The sequence below is a fragment of the Rhodococcus sp. NPDC080181 genome, assembly GCF_040702225.1.
GTDB lineage: Bacteria > Actinomycetota > Actinomycetes > Mycobacteriales > Mycobacteriaceae > Rhodococcoides > Rhodococcoides fascians.
Window position 1 is genome coordinate 1 of record NZ_JBFBKN010000006.1, and the last position, 20,414, is coordinate 20,414.

The following is a 20,414-nucleotide window of genomic DNA, read 5'->3' on the forward strand; positions in this document are numbered from 1 at the left end:
TTCGGCGTACACAGCGACACTGGCCAGCCCGGCATCAGCGGCCGCCCGGATCACCCGAACCGCGATCTCACCACGATTGGCAACAAGAACCTTGGAAATCTTCTTATGGGAGGTAGAGGTGGTCATCTGTGCGAAGTCCTTCACTGGCCGAATCGAGCATTGACGAAAAGAGCTGGGGCACTGGCGAGTCCGTAACGATGCATATCTTCCGGTCGACCCCACAGATCGATCGGGGCCGGCACGTCCTCGGCCACCGACGACTGCGCGGCAGTCAGAACCGCAACGACAGCAGCGATCTCGGAGTCCGTCGGACTTCCGCGAAACGACCAACTATCCGACGCAGCAGCAGATTTCGCTTCGCTCACTGCGTCATGATTCGTGTCGCTCACTGCGTCATGATTCGCTTCGCCGCTCATAGTGGGATGTTTCCGTGTTTCTTCGGGGGCAGGGTGACTTGTTTGCGTTCGAGCAGTCGCAACGCGGTCACGATCTGCCCGCGGGTGTGACTCGGTGGGATGACCGCATCGAGATATCCGCGTTCGGCAGCGACGTACGGGTTGACCAACGTGTCCTCGTACTGCTGCTGCAACGTCAGCCGCAACGCATCGACGTCCTCACCGTTCTTCGCGGCCTCGAGCAACTGTTTGCGGTAGACGAACCCGACGGCTCCGGAGGCTCCCATGACGGCGATCTGCGCGGTCGGCCAGGCGAGGTTCACATCGGCACCCATGTGCTTGGACCCCATCACGTCGTACGCCCCGCCATAGGCTTTGCGGGTGATGACGGTGATCTTCCCGACCGTCGCCTCCCCGTAGGCATACAACAACTTCGCTCCACGCCGGATGATGCCGTTGTATTCCTGGCCCGTCCCGGGCAGGAACCCCGGCACATCGACCAGGGTGATGATCGGAACGTTGAAGCAATCACAGGTGCGGACGAACCGGGCCGCTTTCTCCGAGGCATCGATATCCAACGTGCCCGCGAACTGGGTGGGCTGATTGGCCACGATCCCCACCGACCGGCCGTCGATCCGCCCGAACCCGACGATGATGTTGCGAGCCCGCCCCTCCTGCACTTCCAGGAACTCGTCGTCGTCGAGGATCCGGCGGATCACCTCGTGCATGTCGTACGGAGTGTTCGGCGAATCCGGAATCAACGTGTCGAGCTCGAGATCCTCCGCCGTCAACGAATCCTCGATCGCCCCGACGATCGGATCCGACGCCACCGTCCGCGGGGCATCGGCCCGATTGTTCGACGGCAAATACGACAGGAGGTCGCGGACGTAGTCGAGGGCGTCCTGCTCCCCGGACGCGACGTAGTGCGCGACCCCGGACTTCTCCATGTGGGTGTGCGCGCCACCGAGCTCTTCCATCGTCACGTTCTCCCCGGTGACGGTCTTGATGACATCGGGGCCGGTGACGAACATCTGACTGGTGCCATCGACCATGACCACGAAATCGGTCAGGGCGGGTGAGTAGACGTGCCCGCCGGCGGCGGGGCCCATGATCACCGAGATCTGTGGGATCACCCCGGAGGCGCGGACGTTGCGGTGGAAAATTTCCCCGTACAACCCGAGGGAGACCACCCCTTCCTGGATGCGGGCCCCGGCGCCTTCGTTGATGCCCACCAACGGCCGCCCGGTCTTGATCGCCAGGTCCATCACCTTGACGATCTTCTCGCCGTAGATCTCCCCCAAACTGCCGCCGAAGACGGTCGCGTCCTGGGAGAACACGCACACATCACGGCCATCGACCGTGCCGTAGCCGGTGACGACACCGTCACCGAAGGGGCGATTGTCACCCAACCCGAAATTCTGTGATCGGTGCCGCGCCAACGCATCGAGTTCGACGAACGAGCCCTCGTCGAGCAGAGCGGTGATCCGCTCACGCGCGGTCAACTTGCCCTTCGCGTGGACCCGCTCCACCGCCGCCTCACCCGACGGCATCTCCGCAGCCCCCAGGCGTTTACGAAGATCGGCCAATTTACCCGCAGTGGTATGGATATCGGGTTCGGTTGTCGTCATGCAGATGTCCCCTACGTGTGTGTGGAAAGCAAGGTGCGGATGGTCAGTTGGTCGCGAGTGATCGGGCGATGACGAGACGCTGAATCTGGTTGGTGCCCTCGAAGATTTGCGTGATCTTGGCGTCGCGCATGTAGCGCTCGACGCGGAAGTCTCTGGTGTAGCCGTACCCGCCGAACACCTGCACGGCGTCGGTCGTCACCTTCATGGCCGCATCGGTAGCGATCAGCTTGGCCACAGAAGCGTTGCGGGAGTAAGGAAGTCCGGCGTCCCGACGGCGAGCCGCGTCGAGATAGGTCGCGCGTGCGGAGTCGACTGCGGCGGCCATGTCCGCCAGCACGAACCCCAGACCCTGATGGTCGATGATCTTCTTGCCGAACGCAGTGCGTTCCTGCGCGTACTTCACGGCATCGTCGAGTGCAGCCTGGGCGATTCCGACTGCGACAGCGGCGATTCCGAGCCTTCCGGCGTCCAGCGCACTGAAGGCGATCTGCAGTCCTTGACCTTCCGCTCCGATGCGCCATTCGGTGGGAACGTGCACGTTGTCGTAGTGCGCCGACGTGGTCGGGATCGCATGCAACCCCATCTTCTCCTCGGGCTTGCCAAAACTGAGGCCTTCGGTCCCGTCGGGAACGAGAAAACACGAGATCCCTTTGGAGCCTTCGCCGGTGCGGGCGAACAGGTTGTAGAAATCAGCAACACCGCCGTGGGTGATCCATGCTTTGGACCCGTTGACCGTGTACCCACCGTCGGCCGCGCTCGCCTTGCAACCCAGGGCCGCTGCGTCGGAACCGGCCTGCGCCTCGGACAGCGAATAGGCACCGATCTGCGATCCGCCGAGCATGTCGGGAAGCTTGTCGGCCTTCTGCTGATCGGTACCGAACGCCATCACGGGATAGCAGGCCAAACCGTGCACGCTCACCGCGACTGCAACGGCCGCCCATCGTGATGCCAATTCCTCGAGTACTTGGAGGTACACCTCGTACGGCTGACCTCCGCCGCCCCATTCCTCCGCGTACGGCAGGCTCAACAGTCCGGCTTCGCCGAGAGTGGCGAACACTCCCGTCGGATAGGTCTCGTTGCGCTCGTGTTCGTCGACGATCGGGTCGAGCACCTTGTCTGCCACATCGCGGGTCAGCGCGAGAAGGTCGCGCGCTTCGGCGGTGGGCAACAGACGAGCGACGGGCACTAGAACCTCCGGGATGTTCGGCATCAGTACTGAAGAATGATCCGCAGTACTGATGCACAGTACTGCACAAGGCGATGCAGTACCATCCTGGATGTGAACGCACCCGTGACCTCGCATGCCACGGCTCGCCGTTCGGAATTGTTCGACCAACTCGTCAGCCTGTTCCTGGCCGAGGGGTTCGCTCACCTGACGCTCGACACCATCGCGGCTCGCCTCCGCTGCTCCAAATCCACCTTGTACACGTTGGCGTCGAGCAAGGATCAGCTGGTGGGCGGCGCAACCGTGCACTACTTCAAGTCCATGACCACCCAGGTCGAGAATGCGGTCGCCGAGGTCGACGGAACCCGCAACCGCATCACCACGTATCTCACCGCAGTCGGTGCCGCTCTGGAATCTGCGTCCGAGCAATTCATGACCGATCTCGCGTCGCTCGAATCGGCCCGTTCGGTGTACGAACGCAACACCGCAATCGCGGCACGACGGGTCCAGGAGCTGATCAGCGAGGGTGTGGCCAGTGGCGAGGTACGCGACGTCCATGCGGCATTCGTCGGTGACGTCGCATCCTCGGTCATGGTGCGCATCCAGACGCGCGAGGTGTTCCGCCTGACCGGCCTGAGTGACGGCGACGCCTACCTCGAACTGGCGAAGTTGTTGACGGCGGGTATCGGGGCGTAGTGCCGGCACCGGGGAATGAATCGACCCGGCTGAGCGCTGAGTCGTACGAACATAGTTGATCCTTCAACGAAAGAGCGCACGATGAAGAAGATCGGATTTCTGTCCTTCGGACACTGGTCACCGTCCCCGCAGTCGCAGACCCGATCGGCATCGGATGTGCTGTTGCAGTCGATCGACCTCGCGGTCGCGGCCGAGGAACTCGGAGCCGATGGTGCGTACTACCGCGTCCATCACTTCGCCAACCAGCTCTCGTCACCGTTTCCGCTGCTCGCCGCCGTCGGAGCCAGGACGAGCACCATCGAAATCGGTACCGGCGTCATCGACATGCGGTACGAGAATCCCTTCTACATGGCCGAGGATTCCGGCTCTGCCGACCTCATCTCGGGCGGGCGGTTGCAACTCGGTGTGAGCCGGGGATCGCCCGAACAGGTCATCGAGGGGTACCGCCACTTCGGATACTCCCCCGCGGAGGGCTCCGACCACGCAGACATGGCTCGCGAGCACACCCGCATCTACCTCGATCTGCTGGAAGGCAAGAGCTTCGCTCAGCCGAACCCGCGGCCGATGTTCCCCAACCCGCCTGGCCTGCTGCGCCTCGAACCTCACGCACCGGGTCTGCGCCAACGCATCTGGTGGGGCGCAGGCACCCGCGAGACGGCCGAGTGGACGGCGCGCCAGGGCATGAATCTGATGAGCTCCACACTTCTCAGCGAAGACACCGGGGTGCCTTTCCATCAGTTGCAAGCCGAACAGATCGAACGCTTCCACAAGACGTGGAGCGACGCGGGCCACGACTTCGCTCCTCGAACATCCGTGAGCCGCAGCATCTTTCCGATCGTCAACGATCTCGACCGCGCCTACTTCGGCCGAGAGGGCAGCGGCGACGACCAAGTCGGCTACCTCGACGGCGGCAAGGCTCGTTTCGGCAAGACCTACGCGGGTGAGCCCGATCGGCTGATCGAAGAACTGGCAGCGGACGAGGCGATCGCCGCCGCGGATACTCTGCTGCTCACCGTCCCGAACCAGTTGGGTGTGGAGTACTGCGCACACGTTCTGGAGACGCTGCTGCGCGACGTGGCCCCCGCACTGGGGTGGCGTTGATCACTCGGTGAACAGGGGCGATTGGTTTCGGCGGATACGGGTACTGGCAGCTCGTTCACCCGCCCCCACCTGCCAGGAGTCCTCATGCTCAAACGCGACGTATCCGCGCGCCTCGATGTAGACATCACCGCCGCCACCACGCTCGAATTCCAGATCGCCATCGCACCGCACCCCGGTACGACGGTCACCGAATCGCTCTCCTTCGTTCTCGACGGTAATCCCGTCGAGGCGAAGGAGGTCAGCGGACCGCACGGCAACCGCATTCACGTCATGCCCGCCGACGTCGGCAACTTGCAGGTCTCGTACGACGCCACCATCCTGGGCAACACCACCCCGGCCCCCGTCACCGACTACGACATGTCGCTCTACCTTCGGCCCAGCCGCTACGCCGAAGCAGACAAGTTCTACGGTTTCGCCGCAACAGAATTCGGCGACTACGCCGATTCCGAGGAACTGCTGGCCAAGATCTCCGCCTGGGTGGGCGCGCGCCTGAATTACGTTCCAGGAAGCAGTGATCCGATCGACGGAGCCGTCGACACGCTGCTCGCAGGCCAGGGAGTGTGCCGCGACTACTCGCATCTGGTCGTCGCGATGCTGCGCGCTGTCAACGTTCCTGCCCGTCTCGTGGCCGTGTACGCGCCCGGATGCGATCCGATGGATTTCCATGCCGTCGCCGAGGCGTTCGTCGGCGGCCAGTGGCGTGTCGTCGACGCCACGTGCCTGGCACCGCGGTCCACTCTGGTTCGCATTTCGGTAGGCCGCGATGCCGCCGATACCGCATTCCTGGACAACCACAAGGGTGCCATCACGCTGAACAGTTCCGTGGTCACCGCCGTCGTCGATGGCGACCTTCCGCACGACGACATCACCGAGCTGGTCTCCCTCACCTGAACGCCGCGGTTGCTGGAGTGATGTAGATCACTTTTCTGTGACGTTTGCTTTCGGCGTCGAAAACCGACTATCTATCCGTTACCAACAATCACAGCCACCCAGAAGGTGCACACCATGAGCTTCATCGACAAGGCCAAGAACGCAGCAGAAGACGCCATCGGCAAGGCGAAGGAAGTTGTCGGCGACGCAACCAACAACAAGGACCTCGAAGCCGAGGGCAAGAAGGATCAGGGTTCGGCCGGCGTCAAGAAGGTCGGCGAGAACATCAAGGACACCTTCAAGTAACCAGCAGCCCCGCATCGAGTGCCGCCGGTCACCGCGATCGGCGGCACTCGGTTTCTGCTCACCCCCCACTTCTCGGAACGGAACCCTCATGATTGCAACATCGGACACCACAACCACCAAGCGCCGCGGCGGATTCGCCTCGAAGTTGGCCCTCCTCGTCACGGTCGTGCTCGTTGCGGCACTGGTCATCTTCGTGCTGCAGAACACCGTTCACAGCACGATCAACTTCCTCGGCTGGAACTTCGATCTCGGGCAGGGCGTCGCAATGCTCGGTGCAGCCGTCGTCGGAGCGATCATCGCGCTGACGGTAACAGCAGCAGTCAAGGTTCGACGGGCCGTCCGCTGACAACCTCCCCCACGACAGGACTTCCCGCATGATCCCGCTGCTGGCCCGCAAGTATCTCTACCGCTACCTTGTCGTCGCGATCGGCTTGCCCATTGCTGCCCGGCTCCTGGCATTTGCCGGCGTGAGCCTCGAAAAGCGAACGGGCAGAGCCAATGTCGTATCCAAGGCCCTGAAGTCCGCCGGCAGGTTCGCGCAGCGTCGAGCAGACAAATCCGCTCGAAAACGTACGTCCGCAGCGCAGTAGCGGTAGCGCGTTCAACTCCGCGCCACGTGGGCAGCGAGGACGTCACGCAACACCTCACGGTCGTCGAATCGCACGATGTGGTCGCCGTACACCTGTTCGGCATCGCAACCCCGTCCAGCCACGACCACGGCATCCCCGGGCTGCGCAATGGCCACAGCGTGCTCCACGGCACGCCGCCGGTCGGCTTCGACTAAAACCACCGCTGAGCGTGCAGCCCGAGCGCCCTCTTCCACTGCGGCTCGGATGGTGCCGGGGTCCTCCGACAGCGGACTTTCATCGCTGACGATCACCACATCTGCCAACACGGCTGCCGTTCGCCCGAGCGGGAAGCGCTTACCCGGGTCACGTTCGCCCGTCGCCCCGACGACGACGATCACTCGACCCGAGACCACGCTGCGGACGAACGGCAGCAGCGTTCGCTGACCGGCAGTGTTGTGCATGTAGTCCACGACGGCCAGGAAAGGCTGTCCGACGTCGACACGTTCGAGTCGGCCGGGAACGGCGTCGAGGCGTTCGAGTCCTGCCGCGACCGCTGCGATGTCGCGGCCGGCCGCCAACGCCATGGTCAGTGCGGCCAGAGCGTTCTCGGCCTGGTGCGGACCCAGCAGAGGTAGGCGGATCTCGACATCGCCCATCGGGGTTCGCGCTGTCAGGGACGTTCCGACGTCGGTGCACTCGACGTTCTCGCCGCGAACATCGGCATCGCGATCGGCCGTGGACCACGTCCAACAGGGAATATCGAGGCGTCCTGCCAGGATTCTGCCGTACGGATCGCCGACGTTGACCACAGCGCGGGTCGATCGGTGCGCCGAGAACAGCTCGGCCTTCGCGGCGAAGTAGTTGTCCATGTCTCCGTGGTAATCCAGGTGATCCGGCGTGAGATTGAGGAACCCCATCACCGCGAAACGGAGACCGTCGACGCGATGCTCGGTGACGGCGTGAGAGGACACCTCGAGGGCAACCGCCGTAGCGCCCTCGTCTCGGAAACGGCGCAGAGTCCGATGCACGGTGGCCGCCTCGGGCGTAGTTCTGGCCGATTTTTCCTCGCCGTGCGGCCCCGCCAAACCGATTCCGGTCATGGTCGCCACGGAGTCTCCCGCAGCAGCGAGCCCGGCTCCGAGCAGCAGGGTGGCGCTCGTCTTTCCGTTGGTCCCGGTGACTCCGTACAGATCGAGGTCTCGGTGCGCGAACCGATGAATTCGGGCGCACACCTCCCCGACCCGGCGGCGGGGGTGCGGCACGACGAGTGTCGGCAGAACCGTCGATGCCCGGTCCGACAACGCCGCCACTGCCCCTCGAGCCTTGGCCTCGAGCTCGAAGTCGAGGCCGTGAGCTCGGCGGCCGGGCAACGCCACGTACAGGTCACCGGGACGAACCGTTCGCGAGTCGTCGCTTGCCCCGGTCACTCGTACGGAACGAATCGGCGGCGCAGCGCCGATCGAGAGTGCCAGCTCGTTCAGTTCCACGCCGACGCCGATCGACGACGTGCCACCCCTGCCGAGATCGGGCTCGATCAATGCCCCGCAGGGTCGGTGAGGCTCTTGCCTTCCTGTGCCTTGACCCGGCGACGCTCGAGCAACACCAGAACCGTGCCTGCGACGAGCAGAACGGGCGCGAGGACCGCGCCCGTCCACGCCCACCCCTCGAAACCGTAGCCGGCCGCAGTCAAGGTCAGTCCGAGGCTGACCAGCGCGAGACCGATACAGATGTAGCCGGGCCAGTTGCGCGCGTCGACGATCGCTTCCCCGGCGTGCCCGCGCATCGTGCGGTCGTCGTCCTTCGCTTCGGCACCGGAGTCGGCGGGGTCATGTTGGGCCATGGTGTCTCCTCGACTGCTGTTCGCTTCACCGGCGACGCATTCCAGGCCTGCAGGAACACGTCGATTACGTCAGTGTCCCCGCGGCGAACCCGTCCAAACATGAAGCCTCGCAGCACTCGAGGCAGACCCGTGATCGATATCCGGGCCGGCGGGCTCAGTTCTGCCAGGCGACGGCAGCGAACGGAGCGTGACTCGACAACCGGCCGACGATGCCGGCATGCGCGAAGTCCTTTGCCGTGGCCACTGCGTCGAGCACGCCGGATCCCTTGGCCAGCTCGGCAGTGATGGCAGCTGCGAACACGCATCCTGCGCCGGACACCCTCTCGTCGCCGATCTTCGGGGCACGCAGGACGGTGAGGTCCTGTCCGTCGAACACGACGTCGACGGCTTCGTCTCCGGGTAGGCCGGCACCACCCTTGACCACGACGTACTGGGGGCCGAGGTCGGCGATCCTCTTGGCTGCCTCACCGAGATCCTCGACGGTGTCGATGGAGTCCATTCCGGACAGCGTCGTCGCCTCGAACAGGTTGGGTGTGATGACGGTGGCCAGCGGAAGAATGTCGCGACGGAGCGCATTGTCGGTGTCGAGAGCCGCACCGGGTTCCTGGCCCTTGCAGATCAGCACGGGATCGACCACGACATGCCGCCACGGCTGCAGGCGCAGAGATTCCGCGACCGTGGCGACGGTGGCGGGGGTGCCCAGCATGCCGATCTTGACGACATCGAGATCGTGAGCGGCGGTGGCCACTTCGATTTGATCTGTGATCACCGAACTGTCGATCGGCACGAAGCGGTGGCCCCATTCGGCCTTCGGATCGAAGGACACGATGCACGTGATGGTGCCGACCCCGTAGACCCCCAACCGCTCGAACGTCTTGAGATCTGCTTGCAGACCGGCCCCGCCGGTGGCTTCCGAACCTGCGATCACGTAAGCGATTGTCGACATCGGCCCATTATGGCAACCGACGCCCCATACCGCGCCGGGTGGTCGAGAAGCCGCGTGCGCCGGGCCCGCTGCCGCGTTGTGCCCCGGCTCAGCGGCAGGTAGCGTCACCGATATCCGAGTCGAGTCCAGGCCGGTCCCCCACTGCGCAACCGCCGTACGTGTGCCCCGAGAACGGCGGCATACCAACGCTTTTCGTTCGGCGTAGCGGCGTACCGAGATGACGACGGAGGTCCGAGCGTGACGACGAAACGCGACACCACAGCTCGATGCGAGGACGTGTGGAACGTTCTTGCCGATGGCTGGTCCTACGCAATGTGGGTGGTCGGTGCATCCCGAATCAGAGCGGTCGACGCGGCGTGGCCTGCTCCTGGCAGTGTCATCCACCATTCGGTCGGGGCCTGGCCGCTCGTGCTCAGCGACGTCACGCGCTCGGTCGCCGTTCACGAGAACCGCGAATTACAGCTGGAAGCCAGGGCCATGCCGTTCGGACGCGCCTCCATCACCGTCCGGTTGCACCCGACAGCGACCGGCTGCACGATCGAAATGATCGAGCACGCGAGCACACCGCCGTTCGAGCTCGTGCCCAACCGGGTTCAACATGCGCTGTCTCACCCCCGAAATTCCGAGGCACTGAGGCGTCTCGCACTGTTGGCGGAACGCGCATCGAACCCGTAGAACCTGCCGCGTCCGGCGCGGCCGGCTCGCCGAAACGTCTGTGCTGCAACCGATCGAGAGAACACGGTTGAAGACCGAACACACCGGGCATGCGATTGCCATGACATCCCCGCTGCGTCGTTCGAATCGATCTGTCTCCAGCACCAGCTCCCGAAGCGGGAACCGGAACTGATGGCGTCCGACCACAGTCCGAGCGTCCACCCGAACGGCTCCGAGTCCGACGGGTCGTCGACGCCACTGCGCCGGGCGATCTCGGGCAAGTTGTTGTTCGTCTTCATTCTCGGTGACGTGCTGGGTGCCGGGATCTACGCTCTCGTCGGGGAAATCGCGGGTGAGGTCGGCGGAGCGATCTGGCTGCCGATGCTGCTCGCTCTCCTGATGGCCTTGCTCACTGCGGCGTCGTACGCCGAATTGGTGACCAAGTACCCCCGAGCGGGCGGGGCGGCGGTGTTCGCCCAGCGAGCCTTCGGGCGACCGATAGTGTCGTTCCTCGTCGGATTCTCGATGCTCGCGGCTGGCGTGACGAGCGCGGGAGGTCTGGCGCTGGCCTTCTCGGGCGACTACCTCGCAGTGTTCCTCGATGTGCCCGCCGTGCCTGCGGCGGTCGTTTTCCTACTTCTCGTCGGACTTCTCAATGCCCGCGGGATCACCGAATCTCTTCGGGCCAACCTCGGTATGACGGTGATCGAGGTGTCCGGTCTCGTCGTGATCATCGCCCTGGCCGGGCTCGTTCTGAGCCGCGGCGACGGCGCGCCGTCACGGGTGCTCGAATTCACCGACGACACCACGCCGACGCTGGCAGTGCTGGGGGCGGCTCTGCTCGCCTTCTACTCGTTCGTGGGGTTCGAGACTTCGGCCAACATCGCCGAGGAGGTCGAGGATGTGCGGCGGGTGTATCCCCGGGCTCTGCTCGGAGCCGTCACGACGGCCGGAGTGGTCTATGTGCTGGTCGGTCTGGCAGTCTCGACGGTCGTTCCGGCGGATACGCTGGCCCAGTCCACCGGTCCGCTGCTCGAGGTCGTCGACGCCGCCGACGCCGGAATCCCACCGTGGGTCTTCAGTCTGGTCGCCCTCGTGGCCGTCGCCAACGGTGCCTTGCTGACGATGATCATGGCGTCGAGATTGACCTTCGGCATGGCCCGCGACGGATTGCTTCCGGTCGCCCTGGCCAAGGTGCTGCCCGGCCGCCAGACTCCGTGGGCGGCCATTGTCGCGACCACTGTGGTCGCAATGGTGTTGTGCACCACCGGCTCCGTGGCCGCACTCGCCGAAACGGTGGTGCTGCTTCTGTTGTTCGTCTTCATCAGTACCAACATTGCTGTGCTCGTGCTGCGTCGAGACCGACCCGACACCGACCACTTCCGAACGCCGACGGCGCTTCCCGTCCTGGCGTTGATCACGTGCGCCGTGCTGCTCACTCAGCAGTCCGCGGCCACGTGGCTCCGCGCCGGGCTGCTGCTCGCAGTCGGAATCGCGCTGTACTACGTCGGTAGGGTTGTGAGCAACAAGACCGCGACCGAGCCCAGGAGCATCACCCGATGACCACAGAGGTCGACGCAGTCGTCATAGGTAGCGGTCACAACGGATTGGTCGCCGCCGCGGCGATGGCCGACGCGGGGTGGGACGTCGTGATTCTCGAGGCGGCCGAACTACCCGGCGGTGCCGTCCGCAGTGCCGAACTGGTTCCTGGATTCACCAGCGACCTGTTCAGCGCGTTCTATCCGCTGGCTGTGTCCTCGCCCGCCATGACAGCACTCGAGCTCGAGCGTCACGGACTGACGTGGTCTCACTCTCCGACGGTCTACGGCCACGCGCGATCCCCGGAGGACACCGACGCTCCGGTCGTCCATCACGACGTCGAGGCGACCGCTGCCCTGTTGCGTGAGCACGACGTACGCGACGGTGACACGTGGCTGCGCCTGTTCGAGCAGTGGGAACGTATTCGCACTCCCCTGCTCGGTTCGCTCTTCGGGCCGTTTCCACCGGTACTGCCGGCAGCACGATTGGCGCGCACTCTCGGCGTCGCCGAGACACTGCGCTTCGTCCGGTTCGCTGCGTTGCCTGCACGGGTGATGGCCCACGAGCTGTTCCACAGCGAGGCCGCGCGGTGCCTGCTCCTGGGCAATGCGATGCACGGCGACGTACCCACCGATGCGCCGGTGAGCGGAATGATGGGATATCTGCTGACGATGCTCGCGCAGGACGTCGGGTATCCGGCACCCGTAGGTGGATCGTCGGCATTGACCGACGCGTTGATTCGCCGGGCCCAGGCCTCGGGTGCTGTGCTGACGTGCAGTCGACCCGTCGAGTCCATCGATGTGCGGGGCGGTCGTGCACGCGCCGTGCACACGACAGGTGGCGAGACGTTTCGCGCTCGTCGAGCGATCGTTGCCGACGTGTCGGCCCCCGCGCTGTACGGGTCGTTGCTGCCCTTCGATGCGGTCCCGCGTCGCGTGCACGACGACTTACGTACGTTCGAGTGGGACACCCCGGTGGTCAAGCTCAACTACGCTCTCGACCGTCGAATACCTTGGCGCTCGGCATCTTTGGCCGACGCAGGCACCGTCCACCTCGGTGCGGACGACAACGGCCTGGTCCATTGGGCGGCCGATCTCACGACCGGGGTTCTCCCGCAGAGCCCGTTCATGTTGTTCGGCCAGATGACCACAGCGGACCGGTCCAGATCGCCCGAGGGCACCGAAAGCGCTTGGGCCTACACACATCTGCCGCGCGGCGTCGTCGACGACTCGGCCGCCGAGACCGTCGCCGACCGCGTCGATCAGGTGTTGGAACAGCACGCCCCGGGATTCGCCGATTCGGTGGTGGGACGGGTGGTGCAGAGACCGAGTGATCTGCACGGCGCCGATGCCAACCTGCACGGCGGTGCGGTCAACGGTGGTACCGCACAACTGCAGCAGCAGTTGATCTTTCGTCCCACGCCAGGATTGGGGCGCGCGGAGACCCCGGTGGAAGGATTGTTCCTCGGGTCCGCGTCCGCCCACCCCGGGGGCGGAGTCCACGGTGCGGCCGGGGCCAACGCCGCTCGGGCCGCACTCGGCCAGCGAGGGGCGCGCGGATGGGCGCGAAAGAAAGTCACCAGTGCACTGATCGAATTCCTGACCCGATGACGGCGTTATCGAAACGAGATCTTTCGTTACCGACTCGAGATCGTCGACATCACCGTCCGACATCTCGCACTGGCATCGTTGACTACACAACAAACCAGCGAGCAGGCGGAGACACCAGCCGGCCGCGCACTTCTCCGGAAGAGGTCTCGACATGTCGATGAGCATTTCCACCATGGACAACGCCGTTCGCGACGACGAAGCCGAGTTCCGACTCGACACCATCGTCCGTTCCGACGGGAACAACATCCTGCGCGCCTTCGGTGAACTCGACATGTCGACCCGGGCCGAGTTCGTCCACGGCCTCGATCGCCTGGCCGCCGTTTCCTCCGTGGTCACGATCGACTTGTCCGAGGTGTCGTTCGTCTACTCGGGAGTCGCGAATGCCATCGTCGACGCGACATACACCCACCCGGGCAAGATCGTCATCCACGCACCGGCCCGTTCGGTGCGCATGGTCCTCGCCGTACTGGGTGCAGGCGACCTGTTCGTCGACGCGCCTGGATCGTGAATCGGACACGATGACAGGTAACCTCGGCCGTATGTCTGACGACCCGACCGGAGGACAGTTCGAGATCGTTTCGGATGTGCACGACGCGACAACCGTCATCACAGTCAGAGGCGAACTCGACCTGGATACCATCCCCCACTTGTCCGCCGCTGCGTTCCCTGCGGCCGACGCCGCGGAACGCGGACTGGTGGTCGACATGACCGATGTGAGCTTTCTGTCGTCGAGCGCCATCACCGTGTTGGTCCGAGTGTCCGACCGGCTGCCCGAATCGTCGCGAATGGCACTGGTCGCCGTCGACGGGGTGGTCGTTCGCCCGGTTCAGCTCAGCGGAATCGACCGGGTGATGGCCACCTTCACCACCGTTCCCGAGGCTGTGGCGCACGTGCAGTCGAGCGCGGTCGACAGTGAGGGTGGCCGATGACGTCCCACTCACAGCCCGCCAGTCGGTGGAGTCACACTGCGACCGCTGAGGCTGCTGCTGCCAGCGCCGCTCGGCGCCGACTCCAGGGTTGGGCGCTCGACCTGGGAGTGCATCGGACTCTCGTGGACGACATCGCTCTCGGGGCCTACGAAGCCCTGGCCAACGTCGTCGAACACGCCTACAGCTCCGCGCCCGAACCGGGGACGATGACGATCACGGCAGCGTACGAACGCGAGACACTGACCGTCACCGTCTCGGACACCGGCACGTGGCGTCCGCCGGCACCGACGACCACACGAAGCCACGGGCTTCAGCTCGCCGAGGCAGTGTCCGACGACCTCACCGTCGACCACCGTCCAGGTCTGGGCACCGTGGTCACCGCAGTGTGGCGGAACCCAGTCACGGCCGAATCAACCGGCCGCCCCTCGTAATCTTGGTAGGAGAAGCCATGACCGCCTCGGCTGCCGAACTACTCGACTCCGCACCGTGCGGGGTTTTTTCGATCGACGTTGCGTCCGGCGACATCCTTTACGCCAACGCGGCGGCCGCTCGCATCACGGCACTGAGTCGGGACGATCTGGTCGGCACCGCAGTCACGGATCTTTTCAGCCCCGAGTTCGCACCGGTTTTGCGCGAACTGCTCGCGGCAGCCACGTCGTCCGACTCCGACTCGCCCATCGGAGTGACGGCGCAACTCACCGGCGCACCCGCATCGGGCTCACAGACGGCGGTGTCGATGCTCGCCAACAGTTTGCGAGCGGTGTCCGGTGCGACGACGGTGACCATGACGCTGCACAACGAGACCGAGCGCCGAGTCCGCGAGCAGCACCTGATGGATGCGCGGATATATGCCGAGGCAGCTCAGGACGACGCCGAAGCAGCTCTCGACCGATCTCAGGATGCATTGGGCGCGTCGGAGGAAGCCCGCAAGTTGGCGGAAGCAGAGAAGACTCAGGTACAGATTCTGGCGTCGACTCTGCAACGCACACTGTTGCCGCCGATCCTGTCCGCGCCGACGGGCATGCAGGTGGCGGCCCATTACCACCCCGCGTCCATCGACGAAGTAGGCGGCGACTTCTACGACGTGTTTCCCCTCGACAACGCGACGTGGGGTTTCTTCCTCGGCGACGTGAGCGGAAAAGGAGCGGGCGCGGCTGCCGTCACGTCCCTGACTCGATACACGCTGCGGGCCGCAGCGGTCTTCGATCGGGATCCGATCGCCGTACTCGAGAACCTCAACACGGTGCTCCACCACGAGTTTCACGGCGACGATCCGCGTTTCTGCACCGTGGTCTTCGGTACCGTCGCGCCGGGACCCGACGGTGCCGTGGTGCACCTCGCCAGCGGAGGCCACCCGCCGGCTCTTCGTATCGCGCACGACGGCGTCGTCGAATTCGTGGACACCACCGGGGGGCAGTTGGTCGGAGCCCTCACCGAACCGCACTTCGCCTCGGCGACGGTGACGATGCAGCCCGGTGACGTGTTGGCGTTCTACACCGACGGGCTGACCGAGGCGATCGTCGGCCCGGGCCGAACTCGTTTCGACGACGACGGCAGTCTGCACGCATTCGCCGCCGAACGAGGCCGGACCTCCGCGGCGAAGATCGTCGACGATCTGACCGAATTGTTGGCCTCGTTCGGTGACGGACTTCAGGACGACGTGGCGTTGCTCGCCTTCGAGGTTCCCCCGATCGATACCGATTCCGGCTCGGATCCGACCGGTTCGTAGTCCTTCGACTCCTCGATCGCCTCCAACGGCGGTACCTCCTCACCGTCGAGCACTCTGCGCATTCGGTCTTTGTCGAGTTGGCCCTCCCAGTTCGCCACGACGAATGTCGCGACGCAGTTGCCGAGAAGGTTCACCGATACTCGCATGGAGTCCATGATCCGGTCGGCACCGAGCAGCAACGCCACGGCCGCAACCGGGATGGACCCGTGCCCGATGGCCGCAACGGTCGCCGACAATGCGAGGAACGACGAACCCGGTACTCCGGCCATGCCTTTGGAGGTCAGCATCAGGATCAACACCGCAGCGATCTGCTCTCCGAGTGTCAGGTCGACGCCGAGAGCCTGCGCGAGAAAGAGAATGCAGATCGACAGATAGAGGGTTGCTCCGTCGAGGTTGAACGAATATCCCGTCGGAACCACCAGACCGGTGGTCGTGCGGGAGCACCCTGCCTCGGTCAGCTTGACCATGATGCGCGGCAGTACCACCTCCGTCGACGCCGTTCCGAGGGCGAGGAACAACTCGTCCTTGGTGTACCGCAAGAACTTCCAGAGGTTGACTCCGGCGAAGTACCGCGCGACGGCCGCGAGAACGAGAATGAACAACACGGCAGCCAGGTAGCAGCACGCGATCAGTTTCCCGCAGCTACCGAGCGACGAAATGCCGTACTGGCCGACGATGTATGCCATCGCCCCGAAGGCACCGATGGGTGCCAGGCGCATGATCCAACCGATGATCGTGAAGAAGATGTGGCTGATGTGATCGACGAGTTCGAGCACGATCGGCGGGCCCTTCTCACCGAACTTCGCCAAGGCCAAGCCGAACAGCACGGCGAAGAACAGCACCTGCAGTAGCGCGTTCTCCGCGAATGCCGACACCACGGAGGTCGGAATGATGTTCAGCAAGAAGTCCACGGTGTGCGGCAACTCGCCGCTGCCGGTCTTCTGGTCGACGGCCTCGGCACCGGTGGCCAAGGTCTGCGGGTCGATGGAGAACCCGGAGCCCGGCTTGACGATGTTGCCGACCACCAGGCCGAACACGAGCGCGAACGTCGTGATCAGCTCGAAGTAGACCAGGGCCTTGACGCCGATGCGGCCGACGGACTTGAGGTCGCCCACATGGGCGATGCCGATGACGACGGTGCAGAAGATGATCGGGGCGATCAGCATCTTGATGAGCTTGATGAAGCCGTCGGCCAGTGGTTTGAGGTCTGCACCCAGGCCCGGCCAGAGCCACCCGATCGCAATGCCTCCGACTATGCCGATCAGTAACTGCACGAAAAGCGATGCATACCAAGGCTTTCGGCGTACACCGGGTTCGGCTTCCCGGTCCGTTGCGGTCGGTCGTTCTGTCATGCGCTCACCGTTCGATCGAGTTTCCGTCGTGCTCGGCGACATCTCCGTCGCATCGCACCATGTTTCGGCGCGACCATCGTGCGCGAGAAATGTTTCGGCGATGTTGACGGTGATGGTCGATGGTGAAACCAGTCGACTCGATCGGCAGGTCGAGTTACACGTGCGCCCCGAGGCCGGGCTCGAATCGGATCGACGGACTGTTGTTCGGTCCATCGAGGGTCACATGGGCACGCACGCGGTACACCCGCGCGATCAACTCCTCGGTGAGTACGTCGGCGGGTGCGCCTGCTGCCACCACCCGGCCCTCGGACAACACCACGAGTTGCGTGCAGAACATCGCCGCCAGGTTCAGATCGTGCAGTGCGATGACGCTCGTGATGGGTAACCGTGCGACCAGCGCCAGCAATTCGAGCTGATGATGGATGTCGAGATGGTTGGTCGGTTCGTCGAGCAGCAGTTCCCGCGGCTCCTGAGCCAGGGCGCGCGCGATCTGCGCGCGCTGCCGTTCTCCGCCGGACAGCTGATGCCACAGACAATGAGCCTTTCCTGCCAGACCCGTATGCCGCAGTGCAGAATCCACGGCCGCCGCATCTGCAGCTGCGTCTCCGCCGAACGCTCCTCGATGGGGAATGCGGCCGAGCCGTACGACGTCGGCGACGGTGATGTCGAAGTCGGTGTCGGCGTGCTGACTCACCACGGCCACGATCTTCGCGACGTCCTTGCGCCGCATCGCGGACAGCTCGGTTCCGTCGAGGGTCACCACGCCCGACGTCGGCCTGACGGCACCGTTCATCAGATGCAGCAGCGAGGACTTGCCGGATCCGTTGGGCCCGAGCAGCCCGACGGTATCGCCCGGGCCGGGCTCGAGGGACACCCCGTCGACAACCAGCGCACCGCCGCGACGCCACGTGACATCGGTTGCCGAGAGTGTCATGACGCCTTCTTCCGTCTGGACAGGATGGCGATGAATGCCGGGACGCCCACCAGTGCGGTGCCCACGCCGACCGGCAGCGGCGTCGGCGCGAACGCGACGCGTGACACCGCGTCCACCCAGACCATGAAGACCGCCCCGATCAACGCCGTGACCGGCACGAGCCGACCGTGCCTCGAGCCGACGAGGAACCGCGCTGCATGCGGTAACACGAGCCCGAGGAATCCGATCGCCCCTGCCACACTCACCAAGGTGGCCGTGATGAGGGCGGTCACGACCAGAAGTGCGATGCGAGCCTTGCGTACCGGGATGCCCAGCGAGGACGCCACCTCGTTGCCGAACGAGAACGCGTCGAGCACGAATGCGTAGTAGAAGCAGACGGCTGTCCCGACCGCGACGACTGCGGCGCACAGAATCACGTCGTCCCAGCGAACACCCTCGAGCGAGCCCAGCAGCCAGAACATGACGCCGCGGGTCTCGTCGGAATCGGCGAACGCGAAGATCACCAACGATGTCAATGCCGAGAACAACTGGGTCGACGCCACTCCGGCCAGGATCACGCGGTCGTTGTTGCCACCGGAGAGTTGAGCGAGCAGCAGCACCAAGCCGAACGCCACCAGTGCCCCGATGAACGCGCCACCGGACAGTCCGAGCGCGGCCCCACCGACTCCGAGGATCCCGACCAGCACCGCTCCCGTGGACGCGCCGGAACTGATGCCGAGCACGAACGGGTCGGCGAGCGGATTGCGGAGCAGCGACTGCATGATGACCCCGCAGATCCCGAGGCCGCTGCCGCATGCAGCTGCCACGAGGCTGCGGGGGAGACGTTCTTCCCACACGATCGCGTTCTTGGACACCCGGACGGGGATGTCCGCCAGTCCCAGGTGGTTGAGCACGACGTCACGCACGTTGACCAACGAGATCTGCGCCGGCCCGAGCGTCATCGCGATCGCCACGGAGACGACCAGAAGAAGAACCCCGCCGATCATGACGGCGGGCAGGCCGATCTGTCGTTTCGCCGAGACGCTCGGCTCGGCCGTGGTGGCGCTCAGGACCGAGGCCCGATCTGGTTCAGTCCTGCGGTCAGCTTCTCGACGGCGTCGACCAGCCGAATCGAGGGGTTCATCTCGGCGCCGTGCAGCGAGATGTAGCGCTTGTTCTTCACCGCGTCCATCGTGCTGGTGACCGGGTCCGATTCGAGGAACGCAATCTTGTCCTCCAGCTTGTCCCCGGGGAACCGATTGCGGAGTAGGTCTCCGAGCACCAGCACGGACGGATCGCGGTCCACCACTGTTTCCCACCCGACCGCTTCCCAGTCGTCCTGCAGATCGGAGTAGACGTTGGTGGCACCGACCTGATCGGCGAGGAGGGCAGGCGCTCCGGAGCGGCCGGCGAAGTACGGGCTCTTGGTGTCTGCGAACCAGAACGCGATGCTCTCACCGGTCTTGTCGTTGCCCGATGTGGCCGCGCCCAGACGGCCTTGCAGTTCGCTGATCAAGCTCTCACCGCGTTCCTGGACGTCGAACACCTCGGCCGTTTCGCGAATGGTCTGATACAGCGCGTCCATGGTCAACGGGGTCGTCCGGGGATTGCCACCGTTGACGCTCAGGCCGTTGTCACAGTCGGTGGGTGCGAGATACGTCTCGATGTTCGATTCGGCGAAGCGGCTACGGTCTGCGACACCGCCCTGCTTGTAATGGCGGCCGAACGACGCGGTCACGAAATCCGGGTCGGTGTCGAGCACCACCTCGTAGGTCGGCGCGTTGTCTGCCAACCGCGGAACGGATGCGTTCGCCTCGGCGAGATTCTCGCGGATCGGATCCGTCCACGACGCTGTCCCGACCATGCGATCCTGCAGACCGAGCGACAGCAGGATCTCGGTGGAATCCTGATCGAGAGACACCACTCGCTGCGGCGGAGCATCGACGGTCACCGACTGGCCACAGTTGTCGAGTACGAGCGGGTAGACGGTCTTGCCGTCGCCGCCCGTGGCCGCGGTCTGCGACACCTCCTCGGACTCACCACATGCGGTGATCAGACCTGCAGCAAGAACCAGCGACGAGAGGGCAGCGACGCGCCTCGTACCTTTTTTCACGGGGTGACCGAACTTTCTCGACGTACTGAGCGGGAGGACGAACAAGAGGAGAGGATACC

General features: G+C 64.7%; 24 protein-coding genes. 13 read left to right on the plus strand and 11 right to left on the minus strand.

Annotated elements, in window-relative coordinates; translation table 11 throughout:
* The 4 genes from AB0O58_RS08855 to AB0O58_RS08870 all read right to left on the minus strand — a co-directional run.
* Positions 1-126, minus strand: a 126-nt coding sequence (locus AB0O58_RS08855; RefSeq protein ID WP_152530500.1) for a biotin carboxylase N-terminal domain-containing protein, incomplete at its 3' end; no start/stop codon positions are given.
* A gap of 14 nt (positions 127-140) precedes the next feature.
* Positions 141-389 carry an acyl-CoA carboxylase epsilon subunit gene (locus tag AB0O58_RS08860; RefSeq protein WP_045842112.1) on the minus strand — a complete coding sequence of 83 codons (249 nt, stop codon included), beginning with the start codon at positions 387-389 and terminating at the stop codon, positions 141-143.
* 23 nt (positions 390-412) lie between these two features.
* Complete coding sequence (locus tag AB0O58_RS08865; protein ID WP_045842009.1) at positions 413-2,023, minus strand: acyl-CoA carboxylase subunit beta; 1,611 nt, start codon at positions 2,021-2,023, stop codon at positions 413-415.
* 43 nt (positions 2,024-2,066) lie between these two features.
* Positions 2,067-3,209, minus strand: coding sequence for an acyl-CoA dehydrogenase family protein (locus tag AB0O58_RS08870; RefSeq protein WP_045842010.1), 1,143 nt, complete (start codon positions 3,207-3,209; stop codon positions 2,067-2,069).
* A 93-nt stretch (positions 3,210-3,302) separates the two neighbouring features.
* Between AB0O58_RS08870 and AB0O58_RS08875 the strand changes: the two genes are divergently transcribed.
* The 6 genes from AB0O58_RS08875 (at position 3,303) to AB0O58_RS08900 (ending at position 6,751) form a co-directional block, all read left to right on the plus strand.
* The gene (locus tag AB0O58_RS08875) at positions 3,303-3,884 is read left to right on the plus strand and encodes a TetR/AcrR family transcriptional regulator (RefSeq protein ID WP_230074079.1); all 582 of its coding nucleotides are present in this window, start codon (positions 3,303-3,305) and stop codon (positions 3,882-3,884) included.
* Positions 3,885-3,965: 81 nt separating this feature from the next.
* Complete coding sequence (locus AB0O58_RS08880) at positions 3,966-4,985, plus strand: LLM class flavin-dependent oxidoreductase (RefSeq protein ID WP_032401221.1); 1,020 nt, start codon at positions 3,966-3,968, stop codon at positions 4,983-4,985.
* A gap of 84 nt (positions 4,986-5,069) precedes the next feature.
* Positions 5,070-5,876, plus strand: coding sequence for a transglutaminase family protein (locus AB0O58_RS08885; protein WP_032372974.1), 807 nt, complete (start codon positions 5,070-5,072; stop codon positions 5,874-5,876).
* Between the two features lie 114 nt (positions 5,877-5,990).
* Positions 5,991-6,161, plus strand: a complete 171-nt coding sequence (locus AB0O58_RS08890; protein WP_027495724.1) for a CsbD family protein — start codon at positions 5,991-5,993, stop codon at positions 6,159-6,161.
* Positions 6,162-6,249: 88 nt separating this feature from the next.
* Positions 6,250-6,507, plus strand: a complete 258-nt coding sequence (locus tag AB0O58_RS08895; protein ID WP_366238124.1) for a LapA family protein — start codon at positions 6,250-6,252, stop codon at positions 6,505-6,507.
* A gap of 28 nt (positions 6,508-6,535) precedes the next feature.
* Complete coding sequence (locus AB0O58_RS08900) at positions 6,536-6,751, plus strand: hypothetical protein (protein WP_027496191.1); 216 nt, start codon at positions 6,536-6,538, stop codon at positions 6,749-6,751.
* Positions 6,752-6,762: 11 nt separating this feature from the next.
* Here the strand turns inward: AB0O58_RS08900 and AB0O58_RS08905 are convergent, their stop codons facing one another.
* The 3 genes from AB0O58_RS08905 to thiD form a co-directional block, all read right to left on the minus strand.
* Positions 6,763-8,268, minus strand: a complete 1,506-nt coding sequence (locus AB0O58_RS08905) for a UDP-N-acetylmuramoyl-L-alanyl-D-glutamate--2,6-diaminopimelate ligase (protein ID WP_156158548.1) — start codon at positions 8,266-8,268, stop codon at positions 6,763-6,765.
* Entirely contained in the window at positions 8,265-8,570 is a 306-nt protein-coding gene (locus AB0O58_RS08910) for a membrane protein (RefSeq protein WP_032372975.1), read from the minus strand. The genes AB0O58_RS08905 and AB0O58_RS08910 overlap by 4 nt, the downstream gene beginning before the upstream one ends.
* 154 nt (positions 8,571-8,724) lie before the next feature.
* Positions 8,725-9,516: a bifunctional hydroxymethylpyrimidine kinase/phosphomethylpyrimidine kinase gene (thiD, locus tag AB0O58_RS08915; protein WP_366238125.1), complete on the minus strand. Its 792-nt coding sequence runs from the start codon at positions 9,514-9,516 to the stop codon at positions 8,725-8,727.
* Between the two features lie 237 nt (positions 9,517-9,753).
* Here thiD and AB0O58_RS08920 point away from each other — a divergent pair, with 237 nt between their 5' ends.
* The 7 genes from AB0O58_RS08920 (at position 9,754) to AB0O58_RS08950 (ending at position 15,977) form a co-directional block, all read left to right on the plus strand.
* Positions 9,754-10,191 (plus strand): SRPBCC family protein, encoded by a 438-nt coding sequence (locus tag AB0O58_RS08920; protein ID WP_027496188.1) that lies wholly within the window; start codon positions 9,754-9,756, stop codon positions 10,189-10,191.
* A gap of 171 nt (positions 10,192-10,362) precedes the next feature.
* Positions 10,363-11,733: an APC family permease gene (locus AB0O58_RS08925; RefSeq protein ID WP_366238126.1), complete on the plus strand. Its 1,371-nt coding sequence runs from the start codon at positions 10,363-10,365 to the stop codon at positions 11,731-11,733.
* A complete protein-coding gene (locus tag AB0O58_RS08930; RefSeq protein ID WP_366238127.1) occupies positions 11,730-13,319 on the plus strand; it encodes an NAD(P)/FAD-dependent oxidoreductase in 1,590 nt (529 codons plus the stop codon). Before AB0O58_RS08925 ends, AB0O58_RS08930 begins: the two co-directional genes overlap by 4 nt.
* Positions 13,320-13,476: 157 nt before the next feature.
* The gene (locus AB0O58_RS08935) at positions 13,477-13,827 is read left to right on the plus strand and encodes an STAS domain-containing protein (protein WP_363797795.1); all 351 of its coding nucleotides are present in this window, start codon (positions 13,477-13,479) and stop codon (positions 13,825-13,827) included.
* Positions 13,828-13,858: 31 nt separating this feature from the next.
* A complete protein-coding gene (locus AB0O58_RS08940; RefSeq protein WP_027496186.1) occupies positions 13,859-14,248 on the plus strand; it encodes an STAS domain-containing protein in 390 nt (129 codons plus the stop codon).
* Positions 14,245-14,679: an ATP-binding protein gene (locus AB0O58_RS08945; RefSeq protein WP_032368860.1), complete on the plus strand. Its 435-nt coding sequence runs from the start codon at positions 14,245-14,247 to the stop codon at positions 14,677-14,679. Before AB0O58_RS08940 ends, AB0O58_RS08945 begins: the two co-directional genes overlap by 4 nt.
* Positions 14,680-14,696: 17 nt before the next feature.
* Positions 14,697-15,977: a SpoIIE family protein phosphatase gene (locus AB0O58_RS08950; RefSeq protein ID WP_072692246.1), complete on the plus strand. Its 1,281-nt coding sequence runs from the start codon at positions 14,697-14,699 to the stop codon at positions 15,975-15,977.
* Here the strand turns inward: AB0O58_RS08950 and dctA are convergent.
* From dctA to AB0O58_RS08970, 4 genes are all read right to left on the minus strand, one after another.
* Positions 15,899-17,329, minus strand: a complete 1,431-nt coding sequence (dctA, locus tag AB0O58_RS08955; RefSeq protein ID WP_045842012.1) for a C4-dicarboxylate transporter DctA — start codon at positions 17,327-17,329, stop codon at positions 15,899-15,901. The genes AB0O58_RS08950 and dctA overlap by 79 nt on opposite strands.
* Positions 17,330-17,483: 154 nt before the next feature.
* Complete coding sequence (locus AB0O58_RS08960) at positions 17,484-18,263, minus strand: ABC transporter ATP-binding protein (RefSeq protein ID WP_027496184.1); 780 nt, start codon at positions 18,261-18,263, stop codon at positions 17,484-17,486.
* Positions 18,260-19,249 (minus strand): iron chelate uptake ABC transporter family permease subunit, encoded by a 990-nt coding sequence (locus AB0O58_RS08965; RefSeq protein ID WP_080729059.1) that lies wholly within the window; start codon positions 19,247-19,249, stop codon positions 18,260-18,262. Before AB0O58_RS08965 ends, AB0O58_RS08960 begins: the two co-directional genes overlap by 4 nt.
* A gap of 59 nt (positions 19,250-19,308) precedes the next feature.
* Positions 19,309-20,355, minus strand: a complete 1,047-nt coding sequence (locus AB0O58_RS08970) for an ABC transporter substrate-binding protein (RefSeq protein ID WP_363797800.1) — start codon at positions 20,353-20,355, stop codon at positions 19,309-19,311.
* Positions 20,356-20,414: the final 59 nt, after the last annotated feature.